The 24,882-nt window shown below is 52.2% G+C and carries 25 protein-coding genes; 15 read left to right on the top strand and 10 right to left on the bottom strand.

The annotated features are described in order from the left end of the window. Nucleotides 1–55: 55 nt before the first annotated feature. Complete coding sequence (locus HALXA_RS22045; protein ID WP_013879851.1) at nt 56–202, top strand: hypothetical protein; 147 nt, start codon at nt 56–58, stop codon at nt 200–202. 20 nt (nt 203–222) lie between these two features. Continuing rightward, nucleotides 223–1,104 carry an undecaprenyl-diphosphate phosphatase gene (locus tag HALXA_RS08115; RefSeq protein WP_013879850.1) on the top strand — a complete coding sequence of 294 codons (882 nt, stop codon included), beginning with the start codon at nt 223–225 and terminating at the stop codon, nt 1,102–1,104. Between the two features lie 75 nt (nt 1,105–1,179). Here the strand turns inward: HALXA_RS08115 and HALXA_RS08110 are convergent, their stop codons facing one another. Both HALXA_RS08110 and HALXA_RS08105 read right to left on the bottom strand, forming a co-directional pair. Beyond that, nucleotides 1,180–1,848: a hypothetical protein gene (locus HALXA_RS08110; protein WP_013879849.1), complete on the bottom strand. Its 669-nt coding sequence runs from the start codon at nt 1,846–1,848 to the stop codon at nt 1,180–1,182. A 2-nt stretch (nt 1,849–1,850) separates the two neighbouring features. Further along, a complete protein-coding gene (locus HALXA_RS08105) occupies nt 1,851–2,975 on the bottom strand; it encodes a DUF4330 family protein (protein ID WP_013879848.1) in 1,125 nt (374 codons plus the stop codon). A 273-nt stretch (nt 2,976–3,248) separates the two neighbouring features. Between HALXA_RS08105 and HALXA_RS08100 the strand changes: the two genes are divergently transcribed. The 3 genes from HALXA_RS08100 to HALXA_RS08090 all read left to right on the top strand — a co-directional run bounded on the left by HALXA_RS08100 (nt 3,249) and on the right by HALXA_RS08090 (nt 7,852). Further along, on the top strand, nt 3,249–4,733 hold the full coding sequence (locus tag HALXA_RS08100) for a sugar transferase (RefSeq protein WP_013879847.1): 1,485 nt from the start codon (nt 3,249–3,251) through the stop codon (nt 4,731–4,733). Then, nucleotides 4,730–5,653, top strand: coding sequence for an NAD-dependent epimerase/dehydratase family protein (locus HALXA_RS08095; protein WP_013879846.1), 924 nt, complete (start codon nt 4,730–4,732; stop codon nt 5,651–5,653). The genes HALXA_RS08100 and HALXA_RS08095 overlap by 4 nt, the downstream gene beginning before the upstream one ends. 1,539 nt (nt 5,654–7,192) lie before the next feature. Next, entirely contained in the window at nt 7,193–7,852 is a 660-nt protein-coding gene (locus HALXA_RS08090; protein WP_049895257.1) for an FkbM family methyltransferase, read from the top strand. 49 nt (nt 7,853–7,901) lie between these two features. Here HALXA_RS08090 and HALXA_RS08085 read toward each other — a convergent pair whose 3' ends face one another. Continuing rightward, nucleotides 7,902–9,413: a lipopolysaccharide biosynthesis protein gene (locus HALXA_RS08085; protein WP_013879843.1), complete on the bottom strand. Its 1,512-nt coding sequence runs from the start codon at nt 9,411–9,413 to the stop codon at nt 7,902–7,904. A 532-nt stretch (nt 9,414–9,945) separates the two neighbouring features. On the opposite strand from HALXA_RS08085, the gene HALXA_RS21000 reads away from it, so the two are divergent. Together HALXA_RS21000 and HALXA_RS20995 are read left to right on the top strand one after the other, a co-directional pair. Further along, entirely contained in the window at nt 9,946–11,190 is a 1,245-nt protein-coding gene (locus tag HALXA_RS21000) for a glycosyltransferase family 4 protein (RefSeq protein ID WP_013879842.1), read from the top strand. A gap of 79 nt (nt 11,191–11,269) precedes the next feature. Further along, the gene (locus tag HALXA_RS20995) at nt 11,270–12,346 is read left to right on the top strand and encodes a glycosyltransferase (protein ID WP_013879841.1); all 1,077 of its coding nucleotides are present in this window, start codon (nt 11,270–11,272) and stop codon (nt 12,344–12,346) included. 249 nt (nt 12,347–12,595) lie between these two features. On the opposite strand, the gene HALXA_RS22655 is transcribed toward HALXA_RS20995, so the two are convergent. Then, nucleotides 12,596–12,721, bottom strand: a complete 126-nt coding sequence (locus HALXA_RS22655; protein WP_280985389.1) for a hypothetical protein — start codon at nt 12,719–12,721, stop codon at nt 12,596–12,598. 284 nt (nt 12,722–13,005) lie between these two features. Between HALXA_RS22655 and HALXA_RS22040 the strand changes: the two genes are divergently transcribed. Continuing rightward, nucleotides 13,006–13,179, top strand: coding sequence for a hypothetical protein (locus HALXA_RS22040; RefSeq protein WP_171814663.1), 174 nt, complete (start codon nt 13,006–13,008; stop codon nt 13,177–13,179). A gap of 239 nt (nt 13,180–13,418) precedes the next feature. Here the strand turns inward: HALXA_RS22040 and HALXA_RS21660 are convergent, their stop codons facing one another. Further along, entirely contained in the window at nt 13,419–14,660 is a 1,242-nt protein-coding gene (locus HALXA_RS21660) for a hypothetical protein (RefSeq protein WP_013879840.1), read from the bottom strand. Nucleotides 14,661–14,680: 20 nt separating this feature from the next. Next, nucleotides 14,681–15,802, bottom strand: coding sequence for a glycosyltransferase family 4 protein (locus HALXA_RS20990; protein ID WP_013879839.1), 1,122 nt, complete (start codon nt 15,800–15,802; stop codon nt 14,681–14,683). A 91-nt stretch (nt 15,803–15,893) separates the two neighbouring features. Between HALXA_RS20990 and HALXA_RS20985 the strand changes: the two genes are divergently transcribed. Continuing rightward, nucleotides 15,894–17,150 (top strand): TolB family protein, encoded by a 1,257-nt coding sequence (locus HALXA_RS20985; RefSeq protein WP_083822829.1) that lies wholly within the window; start codon nt 15,894–15,896, stop codon nt 17,148–17,150. Nucleotides 17,151–17,248: 98 nt separating this feature from the next. Here the strand turns inward: HALXA_RS20985 and HALXA_RS20980 are convergent, their stop codons facing one another. The 3 genes from HALXA_RS20980 to HALXA_RS08065 form a co-directional block, all read right to left on the bottom strand. Next, nucleotides 17,249–18,073 (bottom strand): glycosyltransferase, encoded by an 825-nt coding sequence (locus HALXA_RS20980; protein ID WP_013879837.1) that lies wholly within the window; start codon nt 18,071–18,073, stop codon nt 17,249–17,251. Between the two features lie 223 nt (nt 18,074–18,296). After that, nucleotides 18,297–18,566: a hypothetical protein gene (locus HALXA_RS08070; RefSeq protein ID WP_049895254.1), complete on the bottom strand. Its 270-nt coding sequence runs from the start codon at nt 18,564–18,566 to the stop codon at nt 18,297–18,299. Nucleotides 18,567–18,623: 57 nt separating this feature from the next. Then, nucleotides 18,624–18,938, bottom strand: a complete 315-nt coding sequence (locus HALXA_RS08065; RefSeq protein ID WP_049895253.1) for a hypothetical protein — start codon at nt 18,936–18,938, stop codon at nt 18,624–18,626. A gap of 264 nt (nt 18,939–19,202) precedes the next feature. Between HALXA_RS08065 and HALXA_RS08060 the strand changes: the two genes are divergently transcribed. The 5 genes from HALXA_RS08060 (at nt 19,203) to HALXA_RS08040 (ending at nt 22,669) form a co-directional block, all read left to right on the top strand. After that, nucleotides 19,203–19,631 (top strand): hypothetical protein, encoded by a 429-nt coding sequence (locus HALXA_RS08060; RefSeq protein WP_013879836.1) that lies wholly within the window; start codon nt 19,203–19,205, stop codon nt 19,629–19,631. Between the two features lie 127 nt (nt 19,632–19,758). Beyond that, complete coding sequence (locus HALXA_RS08055; RefSeq protein WP_148263633.1) at nt 19,759–20,181, top strand: hypothetical protein; 423 nt, start codon at nt 19,759–19,761, stop codon at nt 20,179–20,181. Nucleotides 20,182–20,689: 508 nt separating this feature from the next. Beyond that, complete coding sequence (locus HALXA_RS08050) at nt 20,690–21,697, top strand: aldo/keto reductase (RefSeq protein WP_013879832.1); 1,008 nt, start codon at nt 20,690–20,692, stop codon at nt 21,695–21,697. Between the two features lie 300 nt (nt 21,698–21,997). Next, complete coding sequence (locus HALXA_RS08045; protein ID WP_013879831.1) at nt 21,998–22,264, top strand: AbrB/MazE/SpoVT family DNA-binding domain-containing protein; 267 nt, start codon at nt 21,998–22,000, stop codon at nt 22,262–22,264. 3 nt (nt 22,265–22,267) lie between these two features. Then, on the top strand, nt 22,268–22,669 hold the full coding sequence (locus HALXA_RS08040) for a PIN domain-containing protein (RefSeq protein WP_013879830.1): 402 nt from the start codon (nt 22,268–22,270) through the stop codon (nt 22,667–22,669). A gap of 51 nt (nt 22,670–22,720) precedes the next feature. Here HALXA_RS08040 and HALXA_RS08035 read toward each other — a convergent pair whose 3' ends face one another. Further along, nucleotides 22,721–23,998: a polysaccharide deacetylase family protein gene (locus HALXA_RS08035; RefSeq protein ID WP_013879829.1), complete on the bottom strand. Its 1,278-nt coding sequence runs from the start codon at nt 23,996–23,998 to the stop codon at nt 22,721–22,723. A 332-nt stretch (nt 23,999–24,330) separates the two neighbouring features. Between HALXA_RS08035 and HALXA_RS08030 the strand changes: the two genes are divergently transcribed. Then, entirely contained in the window at nt 24,331–24,822 is a 492-nt protein-coding gene (locus HALXA_RS08030; RefSeq protein WP_013879828.1) for a VanZ family protein, read from the top strand. Nucleotides 24,823–24,882: the final 60 nt, after the last annotated feature.

Genomic DNA, 24,882 nt, shown 5'->3' with positions numbered 1-24,882 from the left:
ATTCAGCTGAATAACAACCTAAAAGTACGCTCGATAAAACCTCTGTACAACGACAATGCAGCTTCTCAGTACGGATGCGGCCGGATTTAGCGGCGGTCACCTCGCCGAAGGGTTCGTCAGTGATGGCCACAACACGATTGCCCTCGAGGATCTCGAGGCCGTCTACGACAGCGAGTACGAGCCGCTGGTTCGTCGCTCCTGATCGTGGTCGTGAACGTGAGTATGCTTAACATCGTGCTCGAGAATACGATTGTAGCCCCTCCTGTGAGTACCTCCGCGAACTGGGAATTTCTCGTCGCAGTTCTCGCCGGCATCGTCCAGGGTATCGTCGAGTGGCTGCCGGTCTCCTCGCAGGGGAACCTCTCGCTGTTCCTGACGCTCGTCGGCACGTCGCCGGAGCACGCACTGCAGCTGGCGCTGTTCCTGCAGGTCGGAACGACGCTCTCGTCGGCGCTGTACTATCGTGACGATATTCGAGAGAGTTTTGCAGCCGTTCCCGAGTGGCGCCCGTCGACGGCATTTATCGGTGCAAACGCGGTGACGACATTCGTCGTCGTCGCCTGTCTCGCGACGGGACTGGTCGGTATCCCGCTCTACGTGTTCGCTGCAGACTTCGTGAACGAACTGAGCGGCGGGCTGTTTATCGCAGCGATCGGCGCGTTGCTCGTCGCGACCGGGGTGTTGCAGTTGGTCTCCGAGTCTGTTGCGTTCGAGGACCGTAATGAGCCGACCCTTCGGGACGCCGTGATCGTCGGCGCATTTCAGGGGCTGTCAATCCTGCCCGGAATCTCACGATCTGGTGTGACAACGAGCGTTCTGCTCTTTCGCTCGTATCAGGCACCGTCGGCGTTTCGGCTTTCCTTTCTGCTCTCGATTCCGGCAGGTCTGGGTGCCGGCGTCTTGACCGTCGTGACTGAGGGCGGTGTGCCCGGCGTGAGTCCGAGTGCTGCCGCGCTAGCGATCGTAACCAGCGCCGTCGTGGGATATGCGACCATCGGCTTGTTGATGCGCGTCGTCGAACGGATCCCGTTTTGGATCGTCTGCTTCGGCTTGGGCGGGCTGGCGATCGTCGGCGGCGGTGGGGTCGCGTTGTTGACCGCGTAACTTCTGTGTCGACGTACTCCCTCAGCGCAGTCCATACGAGAGACTAGATCGAAGAGTTATCCGAAAATTCGCCCGTTAAACGTCCTCCCTCGAAGATTGACTGCTATCTGAACTCCGACCTTGTGTTTTCTCCGACGGAAGCCCGTCCTGAGCGGGCGTTCCCGAATCGTCGACCGATCCGTCTTCCTCAGTCGCTATTTCGGATTCAGTTGGTGGCTCCGGCGGTTCGAACGCAGCAACGAGCAGCTCCCACGCTCTGGTTTCGGTCAGGTCCTCGAGGGACCGTTCCGAGCGCAGTCCGAGGACGGCCAGTCCGGCGAGGACGGCGTGACCGATGACCCATCCAGTCCCGATTTGTCCGAGGACGATGGAAACGAGTCCTGAGAAGACGACTCCCCCGAGGATCGCGGCGCCGAGCACTCGGAGCGGCCGTGCGCGGAACCGATCCTCGACGCGGTGTGAGAATTCGACAGTCCTCGAGGAGGGTGTTGCGCGCGCACAGTGTCCGAGCATTCGATCGAGCAGGCGGATGAACGGCCCGACGGTGTAGGTCTCGCGGAGATCGATGACGATCACCTCCGGGTCGGGTTCCGGCGTGAGCCACCGGTACAGCCACGAGTGACGAACGTACCGGCCGAGGGTCCGTACCGTGCTGGCGAGCCGGGAGCGTTCGATACCCGTTCGAAGCCGCTGTTCGAGGGCCTCGAGCGTCTGCTGTATCGAGTCAGCGTTCGAATCGCTCATTGTCAGTCAACGATCCACGCGCGTTCCTCGACGGTTGTGACACCAAAGTCGAGATAGATAGTCTCACCGTTCCGGAAGGACTGGCTCTTGAACTGCAACCCGAGATCAGTCTCGCGGGTCTGCAGTTCGACGGTGAGAGTCACGTCGTATTTGGTTGGGTGCTGGCGCTCGTGCAGATTGCCATCCTCGGTTTCGACGATGACCGAGGCCGGTTCGCGGTCGACGCTCGTAACCGTCGCCCACGTGTCACCGCCCGCCGTCTCGGTTAGTCCGGGTTCGAACTGGGATGCTTCGCGGTCTCCGAGTTGGTTGAGATCGATTTCGACGGTGGTCGTCGTCGGCTCGCCTGGTTCCTCCGTTGTTCCGAGTTCGCGTATCGTAGGTTGGAGATCGTACTCGGCCGTCGAGAACGCAATCGTCGATTCGGGCTCGACGAGTGCGGAGCCGTACCGCGGGTCGTCTTCGGTTGCGAGGGTCTCGAGCGTCGCGCCGGCGATAACACGGTACTGTCCGTTGCCGATGGGATAGACAGAGACCGTTTCGAGGGTTCCAATCGTCTCGTTGCCGAGCTGTGATTCGTCGCCAGTCTCGATCGCTTCGGCCGTCTCCTGGTCGACCGTCTGTTCGAACAAGACCTCGGTTTCGTTGGTCTGTAGTTTGGCGGTCGTGTTCTCGACAGTCTTGATGGAGCCGGTTACGTCGTACTCATCGGTTTGGATCGAGATATTGTGGCCGCTTGCCAACTCGCTGCCGCTGAACGCGAGCGTACCGTTCTCGTACTGTGTTCCCTCGACCTCGGTGCGGACGGTTACGTCGGCCGTCTCGCTCGAGGTCGGAATCGCATAGACATCGGTAACCGTAAGGCGTTCATCATCGACGCCGCTTGTCATATTGTCACCCGTGGCGATGGCTTCGGCGCTCGAGGACGACTGCGTGTCGAGATCGATCGTTGCGTAGCGGGTTTCGATCGATGGACCGTTGTCACCGTCCGTAGTGTCGTCTCCTGGACCGAGAACGCCGACGACCGCAATACCGGCGATACCGACCGCGAGAACGAGTAAAACCACAAGTGCATCGATAACGTTGACGACGCCGAAGAGATTCCCCTTCTCGTCGATCAGTTCCATAGCTCACCCGGAGTGTTCATACCAGTGGTGAGTCGTTCGAAAGGCCATAGGTGTTTTGACACGGTGCTAGCGAAAGTCACCCCGTTACCGTCGATCGACTTCGTCAACTGTTTTCGAATGAAGACTGTGTATTCAATCTCTCGAGCATCGGGAAAAACGTCTACTTCGGAATCCGGAGTCAAATCCCGGGGCACACGGCTTAGCCTGTAGGCCGCCCGGAGGAACTCGCCTTTCAACAAACTTATGCCACTGTCGGAACCTTCCCTGTAACGAATGCTTACTGGGTGGCGGTTTCGTGTCGTGAGCCTCCTCGGCGTGATCGGGTTGACCCTCGCCGCCGTGGTCGCCGCCAACCACGAACTCTCCCAGACGCTGTTTACCACGTACGTGCCGCTTTTCAATCGGCTCGAGGCCACCGTACTCACCGGCGAATCGTTCTACTTGGCCGTCCTGCTATCCGTCGTGACGGTGACGGTGAGTCTCCTGCCGCTGTACAAACCCCGCCCGCGGCGGATTCTGGATACCGTGGTACTGGTCCAAAAACGCGTTGTCGTGGCGGGGTTCGCGCTCGCGACACTTGGCTACTTCAAGTGGTCGCACCGGCTGCCGCGAGCGACGCTCGTGATGATCATCGGGCTGCTCGGAATCGTCCTGCCCGCGTGGTTCGTCTGGATCCGGCGCCGCCCACAGGGGGCCGACGGGCGAACGCTCCTCGTCGGCGACGATCTGGCGCAGATCGAACGCATCGCACCTGCCGTGGACGCGCCCGTCCTCGGGTATCTCTGTCCCTCGAGCGTGGACTACTACGAGTTCAACGAGGGCGCTATCGGCGAGGACGACGGGATGAGAGTTACTGCCGACGGTGGACTGGCGTTGCAGCACACCGGTGGGAATCAGGAACTCGAACAAGCCCTCGACGAATTGTCTCGGATCGGCGGGCTCTCTCGACTCGAGGATACGCTCGTCGAATACGACATCGACACCGTCGTCCTAGCGTTTCGCCAGGCCGATCGAGCGGAGTTTTTTGGCGCTTTAGATGCCTGTTACGAACACGGCGTGGATGCGAAGGTCCATCGGGAGTACGCCGACAGCGTGTTGGTCGCCGAGGGTGATGTTGGGGACTTAGTCGACATCGATCTCGAGCCGTGGGATCCGCTGGATCACCTGTTCAAGCGGCTGTTCGACATTGCATTCGCGACGGCTGCACTGGTCGCACTTGCACCTATAATCGTCGCTATATCGGCAGCTATCAAGCTTGACGATGGCGGATCAGTGCTCTATCAACAGGACCGAACTGCAGTGTTCGGAGAATCGTTTGCCGTGTACAAGTTCCGGAGTATGGTAGAGAATGCGGAATCAAAGACGGGGGCGAAGATCAGCGAAGAAGATGCTGGCGATGTTGATCCACGTGTAACGCGTGTCGGTCGTCTCCTCCGGAAGACGCATCTCGATGAGATTCCGCAGCTCTGGTCGATACTCGTCGGTGACATGAGCGTCGTCGGACCTCGGCCCGAGCGGCCGGAGCTCGACACCGAAATACAGAGGGACGGTATCGACTGGGAGAAACGCTGGTTCGTCAAACCGGGTCTCACTGGCCTTGCACAGATCAACGACGTAACTGGCCACGAACCGGGAAAGAAACTCTGGTACGATCTCGAATACGTTCGTCGCCAATCCTTCTGGTTCGATGTGAAGATCGTCGTTCGACAGATCTGGAAAGTGTTATCCGACGTCAGGGAGTTCGCCTCTGACGAATGAGTTCGCACGACGGAATGCCATCTCTCTCCGAGAAAGAGATTCTCATTACCGGCGGCGCTGGCTTTATCGGGAGCAATATCGTTGAGGCACTTGTTGACGAAAACGAGGTGCGCGTGCTCGATAACTTATCGAGTGGCTCTCGATCGAACGTTCCGGACGAAGCGACGTTAATCGAGGGAGATATTAGGAACGATGACGATCTGGATCGGGCAACCGCGGACGTCGACGTGATCTTTCATCAAGCGGCGTTGATCAGCGTCGAGAAGTCGATGCATCATCCCGAGCTCACGCATGACATCAACGTTACTGCGACTCTGAAGCTGCTCAAGCGAGCGCATGACGAGTCCGCTCGTTTCGTGTTTGCCTCGAGTGCAGCGGTATACGGCCAGCCCGAGTCGGTGCCGATCTCCGAGGATGCGCCGACGAATCCAACATCTCCGTACGGAGTCTCGAAGCTCGCTGCGGAAGAGTACGTTCAGCTGTACATCGAGGAGTTCGATCTAGACGCGGTTATACTTCGATACTTCAACGTGTACGGGCCGGGCCAACTCGATAGCGACTATAGTGCCGTTATCGGCGTCTTTGTCGAACAGGCGACCACTGGGAACGAAATTACGGTCGAAGGCGATGGGACGCAGACTCGAGACTTCGTCCACGTTCAGGACATTGTGCGGGCGAACCTGTTGGCTTTACATTCCGAGGCAACTGGCGTATTCAACGTGGGAACCGGAGAGAGCGTCTCTATTCTCGAGCTAGCCGAAACGATTCGTGAAATCGCGAATTCGGAATCGGAAATCGTTCACGTCGATGCACGTCCTAGTGATATCGAGAAAAGTCGTGCTGATATTTCTAAACTTAAATCGAACTTCGGATTCTCACCGTCGGTTTCACTCGAAAAAGGACTTGCGACGCTGATTTGATCTGGACACGCTGAAGGATACCGATGTAGTGGATCAGGCATTCGACTGATTTTCGTCCATGCCATCACCGATCGATCTGTTCTCCAGTCCTTCGTGCGCACCTGTCGTCTCCAACTGTGAGACACGTACAGTACCGATTACACACGAATAGGCGCGATCGGCTGAGATGGGGTTCACCCAGAGAGTGGCTCCTCTTCGAGAGGCTGTGAGAGGCCGCGTGGACAGTTTTACGGTGACCGTCAGTTATCCAGAGTTTTCGTACTCCGTCGTTTCACGCCAGACCTGTGACATACAATAATACATCTCGCATCTCCTTGTACTCGTTTGTAGACTGGTTGATCAACTCTAGGCAATGAACGACAACGTCTCCGTCGACCATTAGATTCCACTCTTGGCGAAGCGGTCAATAAATTCGCGTTGTCGTCGTTCCCTTTCCTCGTTCAAGGTATCGAGTCGCCATTCATCTGCCGCTTTCGTCTGGCGACACCGTACAGCAGCTGTCCGTCCCGAAGGGCGTTCAGTGCGACAGCTTCGGGAAGCGCTTTTAGATCACCTACACGAACGGTTCGGCAGACAACTGGAGCGCGCTGTCGATCCGATTGCGCTAGCGAAACCGCTCGCATCGCAAGAACTTGCTTCTGTGGACGTCATCTGTCACCGGGAAGGTCAGATCATCGTCGGTAGTCTGTCGCTCGATCCGGATCTGCGGTCTGTATTGGACCTGCCGCTTAAGCCGGCACGTTCACCCGGTACGTCCGTATCGACGGGACGTACCAATCGCCGTTCGGTATACTTGGGGACGTTCTTACGGTCGTGCGTTTGCGGACCACGAGGCGGTGTTTCGAAAACTCGAGGACGGCGTCGATCGTTCGCGAGACCCATTTTTTGGTGCAGCTCTCGCTGATGCCGGGCTCCTGTCTGCAGATCCAGTGTTTCAGGTTACTTGCTTTCACGCACTCGGCCCGATCGACTGTGGGTTTTATCCATTGGGTTCGGTAAGCCTAATAATTTATCAAGTGAGAAGTTTAGAAAGAATCTCCGAAAATGCGCCAGATGTTTGGCGATTAAGTAGAACAAATATAGAACAAGGGGCGAACTTACATTCGGTATTCTTGTTCCATTCTTCTTTTGTGAACTTCACTATTATCGAAATATCGGTTACTGACTCCTCCTGTTGATACGCGATCAAGGCAGGTCTGAGTTCACCCCCCAGGGTCTTAATAGCAGGATTTCCATAGAGCCAAGGGCTCTAAGGAACGAAAAAGCCAAGACTAGCGAGCAGTGATGAGAAACAAAATTGAGGCATCATCTGGGATATCAAAACAGATATGGATGCTCTGAGATAACATAGCCGTAACCATGTCCTCACTCATTGCTCGTAGCCTCTCTATCTATCAGAATCAAGGAGCAAAAACTCTGCTTAAACGAGCATTCAAAAAAGCGCGTCGAGACGCATACTACAGGACGATGTCGATCAGAGGCGAATGTTCACTCACCCTAGAGGGGTGGACTGTTCGCTTTTCGGCACCTTCCGTAGCGATGGTGGAACGAAACCACGAACGATTCAACTCAGAAAAAGAGGAACTCGCCGATTTTCTTGATGAAATCAGGGCCGACGATGTCGTCTACGACATTGGTGCTAACACTGGTCTTTACTCGTTATTTGCGGCTAATGAATGCCCAGACGGGAATGTGATCGCATTCGAACCGTATCCGCCGAACCTCGACTTACTCAAACAGGATATCTCCCGTAACGGGTTTGAGCACATTGAGGTGATTGAGATGGCGCTCTCCAATTCGGTCGGAACTATTGGGTTCAGCCAGCCCAAGGAGTCGGACATTGGATATGGCTCGTCAGCAATCGGACCCGGCGATAACAAGGATACCATTGAGGTCCCAACGACCACCGGGGATCAGTTGATTGACGACGGTGAGATACCACCGCCGAACGTGGTTAAGATTGATGTCGAAGGCGCTGAACCGCTCGTAATTGATGGGTTAGAGCGTGCGCTGTCAGCACCGAGTTGCCGAGTAGTTTACTGTGAAGTACATCTCCCTGGTAACGAGAGGCGACCCTCCGTCGAGGATTTCGATAGTTCTGCCACGGATATCCGAAATCGGTTTGAGGAGTTCGGGTTCACGGCCGAGAAGTTACCGCGAGGTGACCGAGCTGAATTATTCTATAAATTCAGTAAATAGATAGGTATTATTGCTGTGGAGTTCACTAAATAGATAACGACTGATTCAGTCAATCAATTATAGCGGCTGTCCAATTGACGAGACTACTTATCGGATCTGGGAGTCGGTTCGTGCCCTCGCGTATTTCATCCGGTGAGACTATACGAATTTTGAGTCCAATCAACATATATACGACAAACCCGACTGGCGGGACCACTACCAGCGAAAGGATCGCTGATTCAATGAGCGCTGTGCTACTAAAGATTACAATAGCTGTGACAAAGCCTGTTACCGCGATTCGGTTAAGTCGTAGGTCCATAAGAGGATTGAAGCCGATTTGTCGCGCTGCTAGGACGTGAAAAATTAGCATAGATCCGTATCCAATTGACGTCGCAATTGCTGCCCCAGTCATGCCGTATTCTGGGATGAGCAAGAGGTTTAAAAAAAGGTTGATGAGTGCTGCTGTACCCGTCGCCATAATAAGTACGCGGAGGCTCCCTTTTCCTTGTCCAATTGCGAAAATTGGCCGGGAGATGGCAAAGCCAATTACGCCAGGAAGGAGGATCAACAACGGGAGAACTGACTCCTCAAATTCGGCTCCGAAGTATAACGGGACAAAATCCTTGGCGAGAGCAGTCAGACCGAGCCCCACCAATACCAAAAACGCGATGTTGTACCTAGTTACGCGAGATATTAATTCCGTGATCTCGTCTGTCTGTTTCTTTGACCAGAGTTCTGATGAGGAGTGTAGTAAAACCGTCTGACATACGTTTGGTACGAGCCAGAGGAACTCCGCGATGACAAGTGATGCTCGATAGTACCCAGTTGCTTGACTCCCCGCTAAAGGCTGCAAAAGGAGTATATCAATATGATAGAGAGAGGTCGTAAGGAGGATAAATACGACACTCAATTTGTTAAATGATAGCAATCTCCGTTTTGGGAAATCAGAAGGAACACGGCCGAACACAGCATCCAAATCCAACCTTTTGAACAAGATTACTAATGCGATGATTGAGACCACAACTGTTGCGACAATCTGTCCGACAAGAACCCCAACGACACCATAGCCTACGTAGACGAGCGAAAGGCTGATGATACCAAAGAGAACCTTTTTAATTATGGGCAAAGGCTCACTCTTCTTTTCAAGTCCGAGACTTATCAAACCGCCACGAGCGACGGAGAATACTTGCCGTCCCAGAACTAGTACTCCGAGTAAATAAAAATAGAGTACAAATTCAACTCCGAACAACTGTCTGGGTAACCCAGTCCATGCGAACAGGACGAAAGATAAGAGCACCAGGAAGGCAAGCCCAAGCGCAACACGAAAATAGAACCCAAAAACGTAGTCCTGCCAATTTTGTTGGTCTCGGTCCTCAACCATGAACTTCCGCGTCCCATCAAAAATACCTGCATTGACAAGAATCATGGTAATACCAAGCATAGACATTACAAATGCGTAGTCACCGTACAATGTGCTCCCCAGTAACCGAACAAGAATCGGTGTGATGATTAAACCGAGTAAGACCACCCCGAGTTTGGACCCTAAAATTGAGAGGAATCCCAGTAATACTTTACTCTTCATAATCGAATATTTGAAATATTGGAGTTTTTATCATAAATGTGTCAAAGTGTGTATAGATATTTAGTCATCTTGTGAGACGCCCGTTGAGCATTCCATGTATCTATCCAAATAAGAGTGGTTCGGTTGGGGTCGTTAGTACTGTTCAGATATGAGCGATTCTGCTCGAAGATTGACTGAGACGGTGTTGAAAGCCCTCGCCGTCTCGACTTCTGCTACTCGCTGCGGTCCTTGGACTCCGTCCTGCGGTCCTTGCTTCGTCGGGGTTCGCCGAGACAGCGGCCCCTTTCAGTCCCGCCCGACGGTGGTTACTCAGCCGGCAGTCGCTTATCTGAACACTGCCGGGGTCGTTGAGCTGTGTCTCAAAGCGATCTGCGGTGTACGATGTTGTCCAGACCAGACTATAGTGAGCTCAGCTTCCATGAACTCAATAATGATGCTAGCGAATTATGTATAATTACATTATATATAACGTAAAATGGTTTGATAGGACTGATCACAGGGTATTTATACCAGAAAATCAAGCTACCAATGTATGGATATCGCTTTTATACACCCTAGTGCGCCTTCTGCGGAGGGAACCGGTGCCACTCACTCTGCTGATCAAATTATTAATCATATTGCGGGACGCTCCCATGACGTGACTGTATATTGTACATCAGAATATGATTATCAGGCACAACAAGACCTCTATGATGTAGAAGAACTGGGCGTTAGGCGAGGGAAAATTTACAATTTTGCAGAAGAGTTGAACAAGGCAATAACCAGAAAAGAATCTGAATTAGGAAAATACGATATTGTTCATAGCTACTTAATGCGTTCAATTCCTGCAATGGGTCATCTCGGAACCAACACACAAACATCTCCGGTAGTAACCTTAAATGCATTTGGGGGGATCTGCCCTCGAAATGACCTTCTCTATATGAACCAAGCACCGTGTGAAAGCAATGGACTACTGAAATGTGCGACCTGTTCAGTACACGAGAGTACAACTATAAATTGGCAGGAAGATAACTCCATTCCTTGGGATATATTGCGATCAGGGAACGTGTTCGCACGTAGAATGAGAAATTATCGTATGATTCGAAAAGGGTATAAAAATCTCCCCGGAATCAGCCATTTTCAAGCGTTATCTCCTCACGTGAAAGAAAGATACGATGCATTTGGATACCCTGCTGACAAAATATCAGTAATTCCAAACATGTTCGATGACCATTTTAATGTCCCCCATCAAAGTGATTTCACGGAGCCTTTTAATATTCTATTTGTGGGAACGCTACGTCACAGAAAAGGAACGGATCGATTAATAGATATTGCTCAAAAACTTCATCGAGAACACGAATGTAAATTCAATCTCTCTATCGCAGGAGATGGTGATCTCCGTCCCACCCTGGAAAGGGAAATTGACAAGGAAAAATTATCCGACAACATAACCCTTCACGGACACGTACCGTACAACCAATTACCGACAATGTACTCTAAGCATGACCTCTTTCTTTATACGGGACGATGGGACGAACCTTTTGGTCGTGTGTTTTTAGAAGCAATGGGCGCAAGTACACCCATATTCTCTACAGATGTTGGAAGCATAGACAAGATAATTGGCGATTGTGGACAAACCGTTACATATACATCTGCTGATGAGTTTACACAAGAACTCACTTCTGTATTAGATCCAGCCATACTCAGATCATATTCTGAGCAGGCTGAATCTCAGCTTAGACAATACTCACCCGAGGTTATAACAGAAAAATTTGTGGAATTATATGATAGAGTGTAGATGGCTGTGCAACCGATGGGAAAACACGTCATCAAACTCTTTAAGATGTTTCAACCCACTCATCTTTAAGTGACAAATAATGAGCTCAAAAGTAACCTTGTTTATTGGTGACCTCTCAATCGGTGGCGCAGAACGGGTAACAGTAAACTTGGCCAATCAATTGTCTGAAAACGGTCATCAAGTAGAGGTACTTGTTATCTCTCAACAGGGAAAATTAATAAACGAACTTTCACCTGATGTTCGTCTTTCTGTCCTTCCTGTTAATCGAATGCTGTGGTCTATAATCCCCCTCGCTAAACATTTACGACAATCTCAATCGGATGTAATCATACCTATGATGGCGGGTCCCAATATACTAACAATACTCAGCAGGAAAATTTCATTAACATCTCCGCAGGTGATAGTAACTGAGCATATAAATAGGACAAATAACTATCATAACGAATTACACGATATATTTCCAAAATATCTGTATAAATATGCCGATAATGTTGTAGGTGTCTCTGAAGGTGTAACGGAACATATAAAAGACTGGGCAAAAATAGACCCGGATAAAGTAACTACAATATATAATCCAGTAGTGAATGAGGGTATAACAAAGATTAGTCCACAAACACCCTCTGAATTCAAAAGAAATTCTAAAACCATTCTAGGAGTCGGACGTCATACTCCTCAAAAGGACTTCAAAACATTAATTAGATCCTTTGCAATATTGTCGAAAGAGTATTCTGAGGATGTCCAGCTAATAATACTTGGTAAAGGCGAATGCACTTCAGAATATAAGTCGCTAGCGGGCAGGTTAAATATCCGAGAGGATGTGTACTTTCCTGGATTTGTAGATGACCCATTCCAATATATGAGTAATGCAGATGTGTTTTGTTTATCTTCTCGGTTGGAAGGTCTTGCAAACGTTCTTATTGAAGCGATGGCTTGTGGCACTCCGGTTGTCTCGACTGATTGTCCAAGTGGGCCTGCAGAGGTCCTGAAGAATGGGAAGTATGGTAAACTCGTTCCAATCGAAGACCCAGAGGCAATGAAAAGCGCATTGATAACTACACTGGAGAATCCAATATCCGCTGAAAAATTAAAAAAGAGAGCACAAGATTTCTCTATTGAGGAATCTACAAAGAAGTACGAAGCGCTTTTTGAAGATTGATGGCGTGATCTTAACCGGTTGTTCGGTTCAAGATCCGTTTGAGCGACATTGAGCGATTTTATCGGTTTCCTCTCGGATGAGAGCTGCAAGCTCTTCCCGTGAGAGATGTTTCTCTACCTCAACCATCAGGTGTTCCAATGAGTCAGAGAGTGCAAAAGGTTTCGTCAACCACTATAATATCGGTATTTCCCAATCGGTGTGAGAGCCGGAGCCGCTGACATTGGCCATGACTTCTGTCCGCAGGACGAATCAGAGGCCGATGCTGTCGAGCGACTGCCCAGCCGCGTTGCGGCTCTTCCATTCGATGTCGCTGGACTTCTCGCTGGCCGGGGTTTCTACGACGGCCCGTCGGTCGAGCGACTGATGCCGTAGCATCCAGTCGCTTTTCCGACCATCCGCCGTTGGAAGCAGATGGCCGAGAAACTGGACACGAGGGTCCCCTACTGGACAGAATCGTGATATACGAGGGAAGCGAGCGGGAACTGCACTTCCCGCTTGCGGTCTGTATCTCCTATCAACAGGGCACCGTGGCAAGCACGGATTGTAGCGTTTCGGACGATGCGCGAAGCACGCGTTCAAACAAGTTCGACCGATCCAGCGGTGCGGTTGTTGTTCATACTGGTGAGCTTCCAGTTGCGGAATCTCTGGGTGATTGTTTGGTGGGTGTGCTCGCCATACTGCGGCGTGGCGAGCACGCTCCGATTGGATTCCACTTTGAGGTATTCAGTGAGTGGATCGTCTATGTGCTCGACGACACGTTAAGACGGCAGTGGGAGGCACTGACCAACCAGACCGGAATTCCGCCGACCTATAGCCAGCTGGACGCGGGCTGAAACCGCCGCACCCGGCATCAGCCCTGGAATGAGCGATAGCTTCGCACTTTGTGTGGTTTAACAGCGTTAATCCCGAAGTGAGACCAGCATCCCTGTTCGAACGAGTGTATTAACCGGTCTGCTCTCTCTTGACGCACTCCAGAAATCCGGTCAGGAATTAGAGCGATGGGAACTGCCGATATTTCGTGCCTTCCTAAGAGACTATTGAGATCTGGCTGGAACCGACACCCACGTAGTAGTTATCTATGAGTAGAATCCCAAGTTCCATTAAATGCAATCTCTGAAGCAACAATCGTAACTCCATAAATAGGAATAAATAACATATTTGAAGCTGTAGTCGTAGTCAGAGATGATAATATTGCGACAGACGTGATCACAATTCCCATTTTCAGTAGTCGTCCGTCGCCTGAGCGAACTCCACGGAGGGCGAACGCGAACAGAGGGAGTTTTAATGCCACATATCCTAAGATACCAAATTGCAACGTCCGCATCACCATCCCTGAATCGATATATTGTGGTGCCTCAGCAAGGACTAAACCACCCCTGACCATCTTCGCTGGTTCGGAGAACATCCACTGATACATCTCTAGTCGATACGTGATACTATAACTCATTAACCGTGAGGAGAGATCACCTGCAAGAAATGCATCAAGATACGCTCGAAAGAATGGATGAAAAATAAATGCGGCAGAGATACACGCCCCCAAAATTGCTAATTTGCCAAGTAAGCGGGAAATTGACTGGGTGTCTCTATTCTGTATTAATGTGATGAGAAAAATCATCGCCTCAGTGGAGAAGATCGTTATCATAGCCATTCGTCCAGAAGACAGCAGAGTTGTAGTCAAAGCAATGAGAACATAGCGATAGCGACCAGTATATGTGGTCAGATACCGTGCAAACGGGTAAACAGCAAATCCAACCCACGTGGGATTAATAATCGTTCCTCCAGGCCGCGTAAATGCGGACCCAAGATAGACTGCGCTTGATGTTACATTACCCTCAAGAAGAGATAGATATGAAAGAAGGAGTTCATCAATAACCGGCGGATGTAGATATAATAAAAGTACTATGATAAACTGGAAATAAAGATAGAGATAAGCAAACTGAGTAAGCCGATATGTTGCTTGCTTTTTGTTAGCTCCTGCAAGGGAGGCAGTCAATGCAATAATTAGTACAATCGATATTGGAACGATTATGTAGACTACATCAGCGAATCCCGCTGCATCTTTTCGGGTAACTGTAAATAATGTAACTCCGATTAGATATATTGTTGCGGAAGTTACCGAAATCAAATAGAGGCGTGGAATATTGATTGGCTTCCAGAGAAAGATGATTGAAAAGCTCATTGGGAGTAGTACTGGAAGTCCTGCGACTCGGAGTATCGGGAAGAACAAGACAATTGCAAAAAACAGGTAAAAAAGCCAAGCTGGCGGTGTGTGATGCTCAGTATAGGTTGCCATATCTCTCAAGTGTTCCCCCATGATTCACCTCCTAACCATTTTCATAAGAGGGCTCTGTTTTTAGCGATATTCTCATACATTTCCATGTATTGATTACTCATCTCATTAGAACTCAGATTTTCTGTGATTAATGATCTTGCTGAATCTGACCGTGCTGAATAGCTTCCATCACATACCGCATTTATTGATTCTGATAGAGATACAACATCACCTAAGTCGAACGTCATCCCTACATTTGAGTTATACTGGAGGATCTCTCGGTGTGGTTGAATATCTGAGAGGACAACTGGTAACCCAACTGCGAGTGCTTCCATGACTGTATTCGGTAACCCTTCGGAACTAGATGCAGAAACAAAATAGTCGGACGCACCAAGGTACTCTAGAACATTGTCTACCCAGCCCTCGATTCGAATTCGGTCATCCCCTGCTGCGAGTCTTTCACATTTTTCCTTTAGTGGTCCGTCACTCAGCATGAGTAAGGTGCTATCCTCCAAATCCGCCCTTTGGAAACCCTTGATAACATCAGTCGGATTCTTTCGGGAGATCAATGAGCCTATAGAAACGAATATAGTTGCCGACTCTGAGATGTTGAGATTTCTCCTTAATTGGCTCTTTTGTGCATCGCTGACTGGACTATATGTCTCTGTATCTACTCCGTTTTGTATCGGTGTTGCATCAATACCATGCGATTGCATCATATCCGCTATTGTCTCTGAACAGGCTATCGGATGGTCAATACGTTGAATCATCTGGGTATGCTCAACAGCCATCACATTTCCCTGTATTGTCCCAAATTTTGCTGGGTAATCGTCATACGGATAGTTATGAATGGTTGTGATTCGGGGATACTCTGAGATAAATAACGCTGATAGCGTGTCTGCTCGGATACCATGGGTATGGACAATATCTGGATCGTGTTTAGCGATTATCTCTCGAAGTTGCTTGGGACCGTAAAGTAATCCCTTCCAGCGGGACAGTCCGAGAGTCTCGTAATCAATACCAAGCTTCTGAAACCGAGGCAACTCTGTATCTTCTGGTTCGGGAGAGAGCGTTAGGATATTTGCATTAAAGTCATCATCTAAGTGTTGTAATGTGTAATAGAGTTGACTTATCGGTCCACTCGGCCGTAATCTAGAGACGATATACAGGATATCGGTGGTCACATCTGAAATGTCCCTACCAGTTCTAATAAATGCTGTTTGTTCGTGCTATAGGAACACACCTAAACCCCAGTATGAATACCTTCTATAACGAATGAGTCAGTTCAACGGATTAGAGCGACGAATTGCTTCAATCCTCCAGCAGTATCCAGGGGTGAAACAACGAATAAAGAACATCTATCAGCGAGTGAACTATTATATGTATGCCGACCGAGACTTTGTATACGAGGTGGCTGACGACACGGAACTCTCTGATGTCCCATCACAATACGATGCTGAGTCATTTACTGCTGAACGCTTTTTTGGGTACTTCGATGTCCACCCATGGACTTCCTCCATGGACAAGATGCTTCTTCACGAAATCACCAGTGATGAAGTCAAGATCATCATTTTTCAAAATCAGGAATCCGTATACCTTACATCGTCGTCTGCGTGGAACCTCCAACAGGGAACACGTGCACAATGGCACCCGACCGGAGAATCAGTCCTTCTTAACGATCTGAAGTCCGGAAATCTCATCGCTAAGGAAATCAACTCGTCCGGTGAACTGATTTCCACCCATGCTCGTCCAATACAAGCGGTCCATCCCGATGGAAAGGAGTATCTTTCGTTGAATTATGACCGGTTGGATCGTAACCGTCCCGATTATGGGTATGGGTTAGATAGAGGTTCGCTTCCAAGCCCGGAATCCGATGGTCTGTGGAAGGTCGATCTAGAGTCTGGTAATGAGGAGTTCCTCATTTCGCTTGAATCACTCATTGAACGAGCAGACACATCTGTTGACCCTGACAATCACTATGTGAACCATGTGTTATATAATCCCAGTGGGGAACGGTTCGTTTTTCTCCATCGCTGGCGGGGTGAAGAAGGTCGAGTTTCCCGTCTGTACGTTTCTGACCGTGATGGAAACTGCTGGGTAGTTATGGACGAATCAGTTGTATCTCATTACTGTTGGTTGTCCGACTCTGAATTATTCGTCTGGGGACGAACGCGTGAGTTCGGAAATGGGTATCACATCATAGATATAGATTCTGGGTATATCAAGTACGTTGACACGCTCAGTGAATGGGGTGACGGACACCCATCGCTCTCACCCAATCGACGATACATTATCACTGATACCTATCCAGATCGGAAACGACAGCGCCACCTCCTCCTCTATGATCGTGAAGAAGATGATGTTGTCAAAATAGGTAGTTTCTTCGAGCCGCTCAAATATACTGGCATAACGAGATGTGACCTACACCCGCGGTGGAGCCCTGATGGAACTGCGATTTCATTTGATTCGACCCACACTGGCCGACGAGAGTCTTATATTTTAGATGTAGGCGAGTTAGTCAACCAGTCTTAAACGACGGGATGGAACCTAAGACGACAGAACTGCTGTGTAGAAACCATATTGAAAACCCAAAGATGCCCTTTCGATTTTCCACTTAGTGTTATGAAATACTAATTACGTAACAGTATTTTATATATTATGCTACGAAATTTATTTGGAATGAACCTTACTGGGATACGCAGGAGGAGATTCCGAATAAATTCAAAATGTGTGATTGCACCAAGTTGCAGGAACTCTCGTTGGAGCGAGTATTCGAGTTGTGCATATTCCAGCCCCCCTCTCCGGTTATACAAGTCTTCACCAGCACGACACCGTACTAGTACCTCTGGGAGATTCTCGATTTTATACCCCTGCGACAGCATTCGCATCCATAGCTCGTAGTCCTGTTGTGACCGCAGTGATTGATAACTCCCAGCTTCAAGCACCGACTCACGTCGAAACATCACGGTAGGATGATTTGTTGGGCACCGAAACCGAGAGAACGATTCGACTTCATCAGACTCAAGTGGGACTTCTCGGACCTGATTGATCTCCTCAGGGTCGTCTTGGAACTCTCCGATATATCCACCAACTACATCAACATCCGGATTTGACGAGAGGTATTCAAGTTGTCGTTCGAACCGATCATTGACGGCCACGTCATCCGCGTCCATACGGGCGACAATATTGTGTTTACATTCTTCGACTCCAGTCTGAAGGGCAGCACCAAGTCCCTGATTGGTTTCGAGCTGAACCATGCGGACGATATCGGGGTACTCGGATCGAAAATCATCAATGACGGAGCGAAGTGAATCGGTTAGTGGGCCATCTGCTACGAGAACAAGCTCATCGGGCACCACAGTTTGATCGATTACACTCTGAAGAGCTAATCTGAGATGATCGGAATCATCCCTCTCGTACACACAGATCAATACAGAGAATGCTGGTAGCGTCATCTGTATCCCACTCGATCAGAAATCTGCAGTATTCGATTCATGATCATGTTAGCTATTCCCCATTCTCTGCGAAACAGGAAATACTTGGTCATGATTCCCTAACTAATGGCTCGTACCTCTCTTGATTCTCCTGGTACCAATCGACAAATTTCCTGACCCGGCAGTGTCTAGTTAGGCCAGTTTGTCAGCACCAGTTCTATCACCCATCCAAGCGATAAAACCCCTACTCGAGTGTGACCGTCTCACCCTCTATAACGGCTGTCGTCGAAACGTCGACCGAATCTCCGCCGACGGTGTACGTACCGGAGGACGGCACGGTCACTGCGAACGAGCCATCCTCACGGATGGTCACCGCTCGATTGTACGTAATTCGCTCACCCGAAACTGTGCGCTCGCTCTCAACGGTTACCGTCGCACCCGACTCACCGGTTCCAGTGATGGTCGCGCCGGGAACGACCGCAAATGCAGCGGCGTCATCGTCAACGAAGAGCACCTGATAGTGCGCAACGCCGTCCGTTTCGTTCCCATCGGCGCCGTATTCCTCGAGCAGTTACGAATGCGTACTCCCTGCCGATAAATCACTTTCCACGTCGGTTACGACGACATACCCTACACGCCCCTCGATCTGCTCGTACCAGCTTCCAGGATCAGAACTCGTGATGAAGTCCTCGTAATTGCTCTGCGCGTAGCCGTACCCTTTTGATTCCCCGTTTATGAAGTGATTGTACATCCGGCTATCACCCCACGCACTTAGCACGTAGTTGTCATGATACTCCCGCTCGGTCGCATTGGCGTGCTCGTCGATCGCCTCGAGCGCCGCCACTTGCTCGTTGCTGTAGGTCGTGTCAGCGATCAGGCCGGACACATAGACAAACTCAGTCCGAACACTAACAGTCCAATCCCGACAACGTACATCGTTGCTCGCCGAACACCACCTTCGCGTTAGGCGTTCAAACGAGCATTTTCGACAGTGGGACCGGGGAGTTCGATACCGACCGCGACCCAAGGACGAAACGAAACCGACCCACGATGACAGCACCGAGAGCGACGAGCGTGATATCAAGTCGATCGACGAAATGTTCGGTCGCGGTAACATGCACACCCAGGTCCAGGGTGACAATCGCTACGCGTGGGTCGCAGGTCGATCCTTCGAAGCTATGGGAACCCGCCGCTGTACTGCCCCGAGTGCTGGTACGAGTGCGACGCACAAACGGAACTCTCTGAACCGAAACATCACCTTCCCCGCGTCGAGGTCGACTACAACTACGACCCGACGTCGCTTGAGTCGGCCTTGGAGATTACGAAACACGATCACCGGCGGCACCGACACTGTCCCGAGTCTGGCACGGTCTCGTTCGGAGGTGTCCTCGCTAATTGCGACCGCGAGACGTTCAAAGAGATAGTCGACTACGTGCTCGATGCGTGTGACGAGATCGTTCTAAGCCGCCGGAAGCGCCTACTCGATGCTGCACTCGAGCGAAAGGATGCCGGAGAGGACGACGAGTCGAATATGGAACAATTGGTGCGGGAACTCCGGACATCGGAGTTCGACAACTAAGGCTTGATTCTCCATGTCAGACACATCCGATTCAAGAACGAATAGCCGACGATCCCGACTGGCCGGCGTGATCCCCACCCGTACGACAACGTTCGCAATTGTTTTCGGGATCGTGCTGGTGACGTCGATGGCCGCAGCCCCGTTTGCAGCCGGCTTCGACAGCGGGACCGCGCAACCGCCGACCGGGTCCGCAACGCAGCCGTCGCTTGCCGAGACCAGTGTTCACCCGTCGCTCACGGCGACAACGACGGATAATGCATCGTACTATGACGATTTCGAGGACAGGAGCGTTGATGGGTGGACCGACCACGAAGATATCTCGGCTTCAACCGACTCGTTTTACGGCAACTACTCGCTCCAAGTCGTCAACGGAACTGCCGAAACCGAGGCACGCTGGAACGACGGCCCCGAGTTCGACTTAGGGGATAACTTTGAGATTTCAGGGACGATTCGGATCCATCCCCAAATAGAACGAACGTCGGTATCCGCGGCGAGAACGACACAATCGATATTATTCAGTTTAACGGAACGGAAGATGAGATGTTTTTAATGACGGACTGGGATCAAACGCCAGGTAACGATTCGATTTCCACCTCGTTTGCGGGAGAGTGGGTTGATTTCCGATACCAGGTTGAAAGCGGCACGGTCAAGGCGAAAGTGTAGGCCACTGGCACAGACCAACCCGAGAAGTGGCAGTTAGAGCGAGAATTCGATCACTTTACTTTGACTAAAATCGAAAAGATCGAGAATGTGGGTTGAAATCCTAGAACTCCCCACATTCATATCCTAAAAGGTCAAAGTAGAGAATATCAAAGTAGAGAATAGAACATGGCGATGGATGAGATCCCCACGGTAGAAGAATTGGCCGAAGCCACCGGCCAATCGGAGGAACAGCTACGCCGAGATCAAGAGGCCCTCTCCCGCGTAGCTCCTGAACCCGACGCCGACGAAGAGTAGCGGCCTATTTTCATGGTGAGCACGATCCCTACTCCCACCATTGATCGGCGCTATCGAAATTCCCCCTTCTATTATGGCCTTCCGTCTCCCACGTGCAGTGCATGAACAACCGGCGACTCGGCGAGACAGGCCTGCAGGTCTCACCACTGTGTTTCGGAACATGGCGCTTCGGCAAGGAACAGGACGGCGTAGTCGAGACGGGCCGCGAGGAAGCCCACGAGCTGCTCGATGCCTTCGCAGAACGCGGGGGCAACTTCATCGACACGGCCAACGGCTACGGTAACGGCGACTCCGAGCAGTGGATCGGCGAGTGGCTCGCAGATCGCGACCGCGAAGACTTCGTGATCGCGTCGAAGTGCTACTGGTCGACCGTCTCCCGATTCCAGGAAAACCTCTCCCGGAAGAACGTCCGTGCGGAGGTCGAAGGATCGCTCGAGCGGTTGGGGACGGACTATCTGGACATCCTGTACCTGCACCGGTTCGACGACGAGACGCCGATCGAGACCACGCTGCGAACGATCGACGATCTCGTCTCCGAGGGAAAGGTCCACTACGTCGGCATTTCGACCTGTGATGCCTGGAAACTCACGAAGGGGCTCTGGAAGGCCGACGTGAACAACTACGAGGCCTTCAGCGTGACACAGCCCCTGTTTCACGCCGCATACTACGAGGACGTCACAGAGTACCTCGAGGTCTGTGCCGATCAGAACCTCGCGGTCTGTCCGTACTCCCCGCTGGCTGGCGGGTTCCTCACCGGAAAGTACGAGCGCGTCGGTGACGGGACCTACGACTTGGACGCACCGGAAGGGACCCGTGCGGAGCTGTCCGATCGGTTCACGGACTTCTACGTCTCGGAACGAGGGTGGCACGTGCTCGACGCAGTCCGCGACGTCGCCGACGAGGTCAACGCGACGCCCGCCCAGGTCGCGCTCCGGTGGCTCATGGACCAGCCCGACTTCGACTGCGTGCCGATCATCGGCGCCCGCACCGTCGACCAGCTTGATGAGAACCTCGGGGCTGTCGATATCTCACTCACAGATGAACAATTCGATTGCATCTTCGACGCCCGCTACGACGAGAACGGGAAACTCTACAAGACGAACGCCTGAGGCAATCAATACGCTCAGGCCATCTAATTAGCCCGTTGTTTCTTAATCGAGAGTAGATTACGATATACAAGCTGTATTCGATACACTGACTTGCGTCGTCGGACCGCACACGTACACGGATTCGAAGTGTTGCGTTCGTCGACCGTCTCGAGGGAGACCCGGGTTCTTTGCCCTTGTAATCGAACATTCCAATCGATACAGGTCGAGCAGGTAGCGGGATAGAGGAAGTAAGAGAGACGGGAAATATACGATAACTACGGGAATAGTTTTGGATCTTCCCGTATAATAAGTAAATACGCCATGTCAAAGACGACAGACGAACGGGGACGAATCTACCTCCCGAAAGACGTCCGCGAACGGTTCGGTGACCAGTATCGTATCGTCGAACTCCCGAGCCACGTTGCGCTCTTTCCCGTCGACGAGGATCCGTTGGACGGCCTCCGAGCGGCTGTTGGCGATGCCTTCACAGAGACGGAGGCCGACGAGTTAAAATCGGACGCGCGCGAGGCGATCTCCCAAGAGGCTCAAGCAGAAGTGGACAACCGGTCGCAGAACACTGAGGAGTGAGCCGTGTACGTCGGGACTGACTTTCTCATCGCGCTAGTCAAGGACGACTACTGGCTGCAGGACGCCGAAATCCGCGCCCTCGAGGAGCACGATGACATCCATACCTCGATACTTGCGTACGCCGAGGTGCTGGTGTTGTTCTACGACCGCGAGGCCGCCGAGTATGAAATCGATGCGCCGCGGGCGATTACCAACCTGCTCGAACTGGTCCCAATCGTGCCGGAAGAACACGAGGATGCGGTTCTGGCCGCCGCAGCGTTCCTCGACGAGTACGACCTTACCCCGTTCGATGCACTCCACGCCGGACTCGTCACAACCGGCAAAGAGCGCGTCCTTTCGACCGAGCAGGACTACGATGCTGTCGGCCTCGACCGTATACCGTTGGAATCCGAATCCGCCGAGTGAAAACTCGTTAGCTACCCTTGTCAAATAAGTTCGATTGCTCCCAGCATCGGCCTAAAACAGGAACCGTTCTTCGAGATCGGTCGGGAGAATCACCTCGAGCTCACCACGCGACTCGTACTCATGAAGCATTTCGACCAGCCGCTCGAAGGCCGCAAGGTCCTCGCCCTCGAGCTGGTGATACAGCACAGTCGTGATGCCGCGCTGTTCGGCTGTTCGCTCGAGTACCGTCTCGAGGCGGTCAATGCTCGGTTCACTGATCCGGGACGCAAGCCTGGTGTTCGTGGTATATCCCTGCACTGGACGGCCCCCGGCAAAGCCGATCGCGTGGTGCTCGTCGACGAGTTCGAGTGTTGTCGCGTCGTACCGCCCGTATGGATAGGCGAAATACTCGGCTCCGTCTTCGAATCCCCGTTCGACCAGCCACTGTTTTCCCTCGCGGATCTCAGCCGCCTGCTCGGCAATGTTGAGTTCGGGGAGACGTCCATGACTACGGGTGTGATTCCCGATACACCAGCCGGCGTCATCGAGTTCGTATAGCTGGTCGGTCGTGAGCCACTGCTCGCCGCTGTCGATCGACTCGGAATTGACGAACGTCGCAGCGGGATAGCCGTAGTCCTCGAGGATCGGCAAGGCTTCGGTGTAGTCGGTGGCGCTGCCGTCGTCGAACTGGATCATCACCGCTCCGGTCTCCGGACGGGGCGTAACGTGGAAGTCGTCGAACCACACGGTTCGTGTCTCTCCCTCGGCCGTCCAGAGCTGGATGTGGACCTCGCAAACGCTCGTGGCATCGAACGCCGTATCGAGCGCTTCGATGCCGAAGTTGTAGCGCATCAGCGGGAGGTCGACGCCGATACTCCGCCGATAGCCGATCGAATTGCCCTCTGCATCGACCAGCCGAACCCATGGGACGACGACGTCGTCCGCCGCGACTGCGACACCGGGAACGACGTCAGCGAGGTCACGCGGTTCTGCGAACGTCTTCGCGAGTCGTGTCGGCCCTCGAGACGCCGGGACTTCGACCCCCGCGCTCTGGGACCCGACGACGCTCCGGTTCGGATCCGCTGTCAGGGTCCCGCCCGTGATATCCCACGTCTCGAGATTCTCGAAGTCGTCGTGGGTGCCGGCATCGTCCGGTTGATCGACCGCAGTATCGTCACTCGGTGATCCACCCTCCTCGTCAGGCAGAGACGCTCGAGTATCGTCAGATGCCGATGCCGACTCGTCGCTGCTGGTGTGGTCCGAACTGGTGGATCGCGAGGCGATACAGCCTGCGACACCGGCGACGGCCGACGCTGTTATCGAGAGATAGGTCCGTCGTCTCACTACCATCGAGATAGATCAAATTCTGCTATTGTTATGACAGCGATACTGTTCAGGGATTGAATGGGTGTGAGATACCACGAAGCCCAATTGACCTGAGCGATAGGTGGGGATCTGAAACGGTACCCTACGAACGCATCCGTTGTTCGACTAGAGAATTCCCTCGGGAGCTACGATGACTCCCTCGCTCGAAACTGTCCTCATCAGCCTTCGAGGAGCAGTCAGAGACACACAAACGCCGACTACCGTCGGCTAACCGTCGACTACGTTCTGCACGCGACCACCGCCGTCAGAGCAGCCAGCACCTTACTAACTGCCGGTCTCGAGAACGCATCGCCACGGTGGCGCTTCGCATTCCGTTGCTTCCGCGGCCGATTCGCTGGCTCGGCCCCGTCGGTATTGCCGTGGGGATCTGTTACTGGTCGCTCGTAACGACTCCGCCGACGATTCCCCCAGTCGGGTTCGAGTGGGCAGCCGCGGCTATCACCGGTGTCGCGACGAGTGGATTTGGAGTCCGGATCGACCCCACCGCTGTACCACAATCGTATTTTCAACACGGAATCGCATACGCACTTCTCGCACTCGGCCTTGCGTACGCGCTCGCCGACCGCGAGTCTGGCATCATCAGAAAGGCGTTGCTAGTCATCATTCTCGCAACGACCTACGGCGTACTCATGGAGATCGGACAGCTGTTCCGACCCGAGCGTACTGCCACCGTTACGGATGGGACGGTCAACGCGCTCGGCGCACTGACTGCACTGTGCTGGTACGAACTCGAGCGCCGTGCGCAGTTCGTCTCGCTCGCGGAACTCCGCAATACAATCGACTGGTGAAATAACCGTCGCACCTGCTGTCCAAACACACCACGAGCCCGAAAACGGAACGACCAAGTG

This window comes from Halopiger xanaduensis SH-6 (assembly GCF_000217715.1).
Taxonomy (GTDB): Archaea; Halobacteriota; Halobacteria; order Halobacteriales; family Natrialbaceae; genus Halopiger; species Halopiger xanaduensis.
This window is presented reverse-complemented; position numbering and strand designations above follow the sequence as displayed.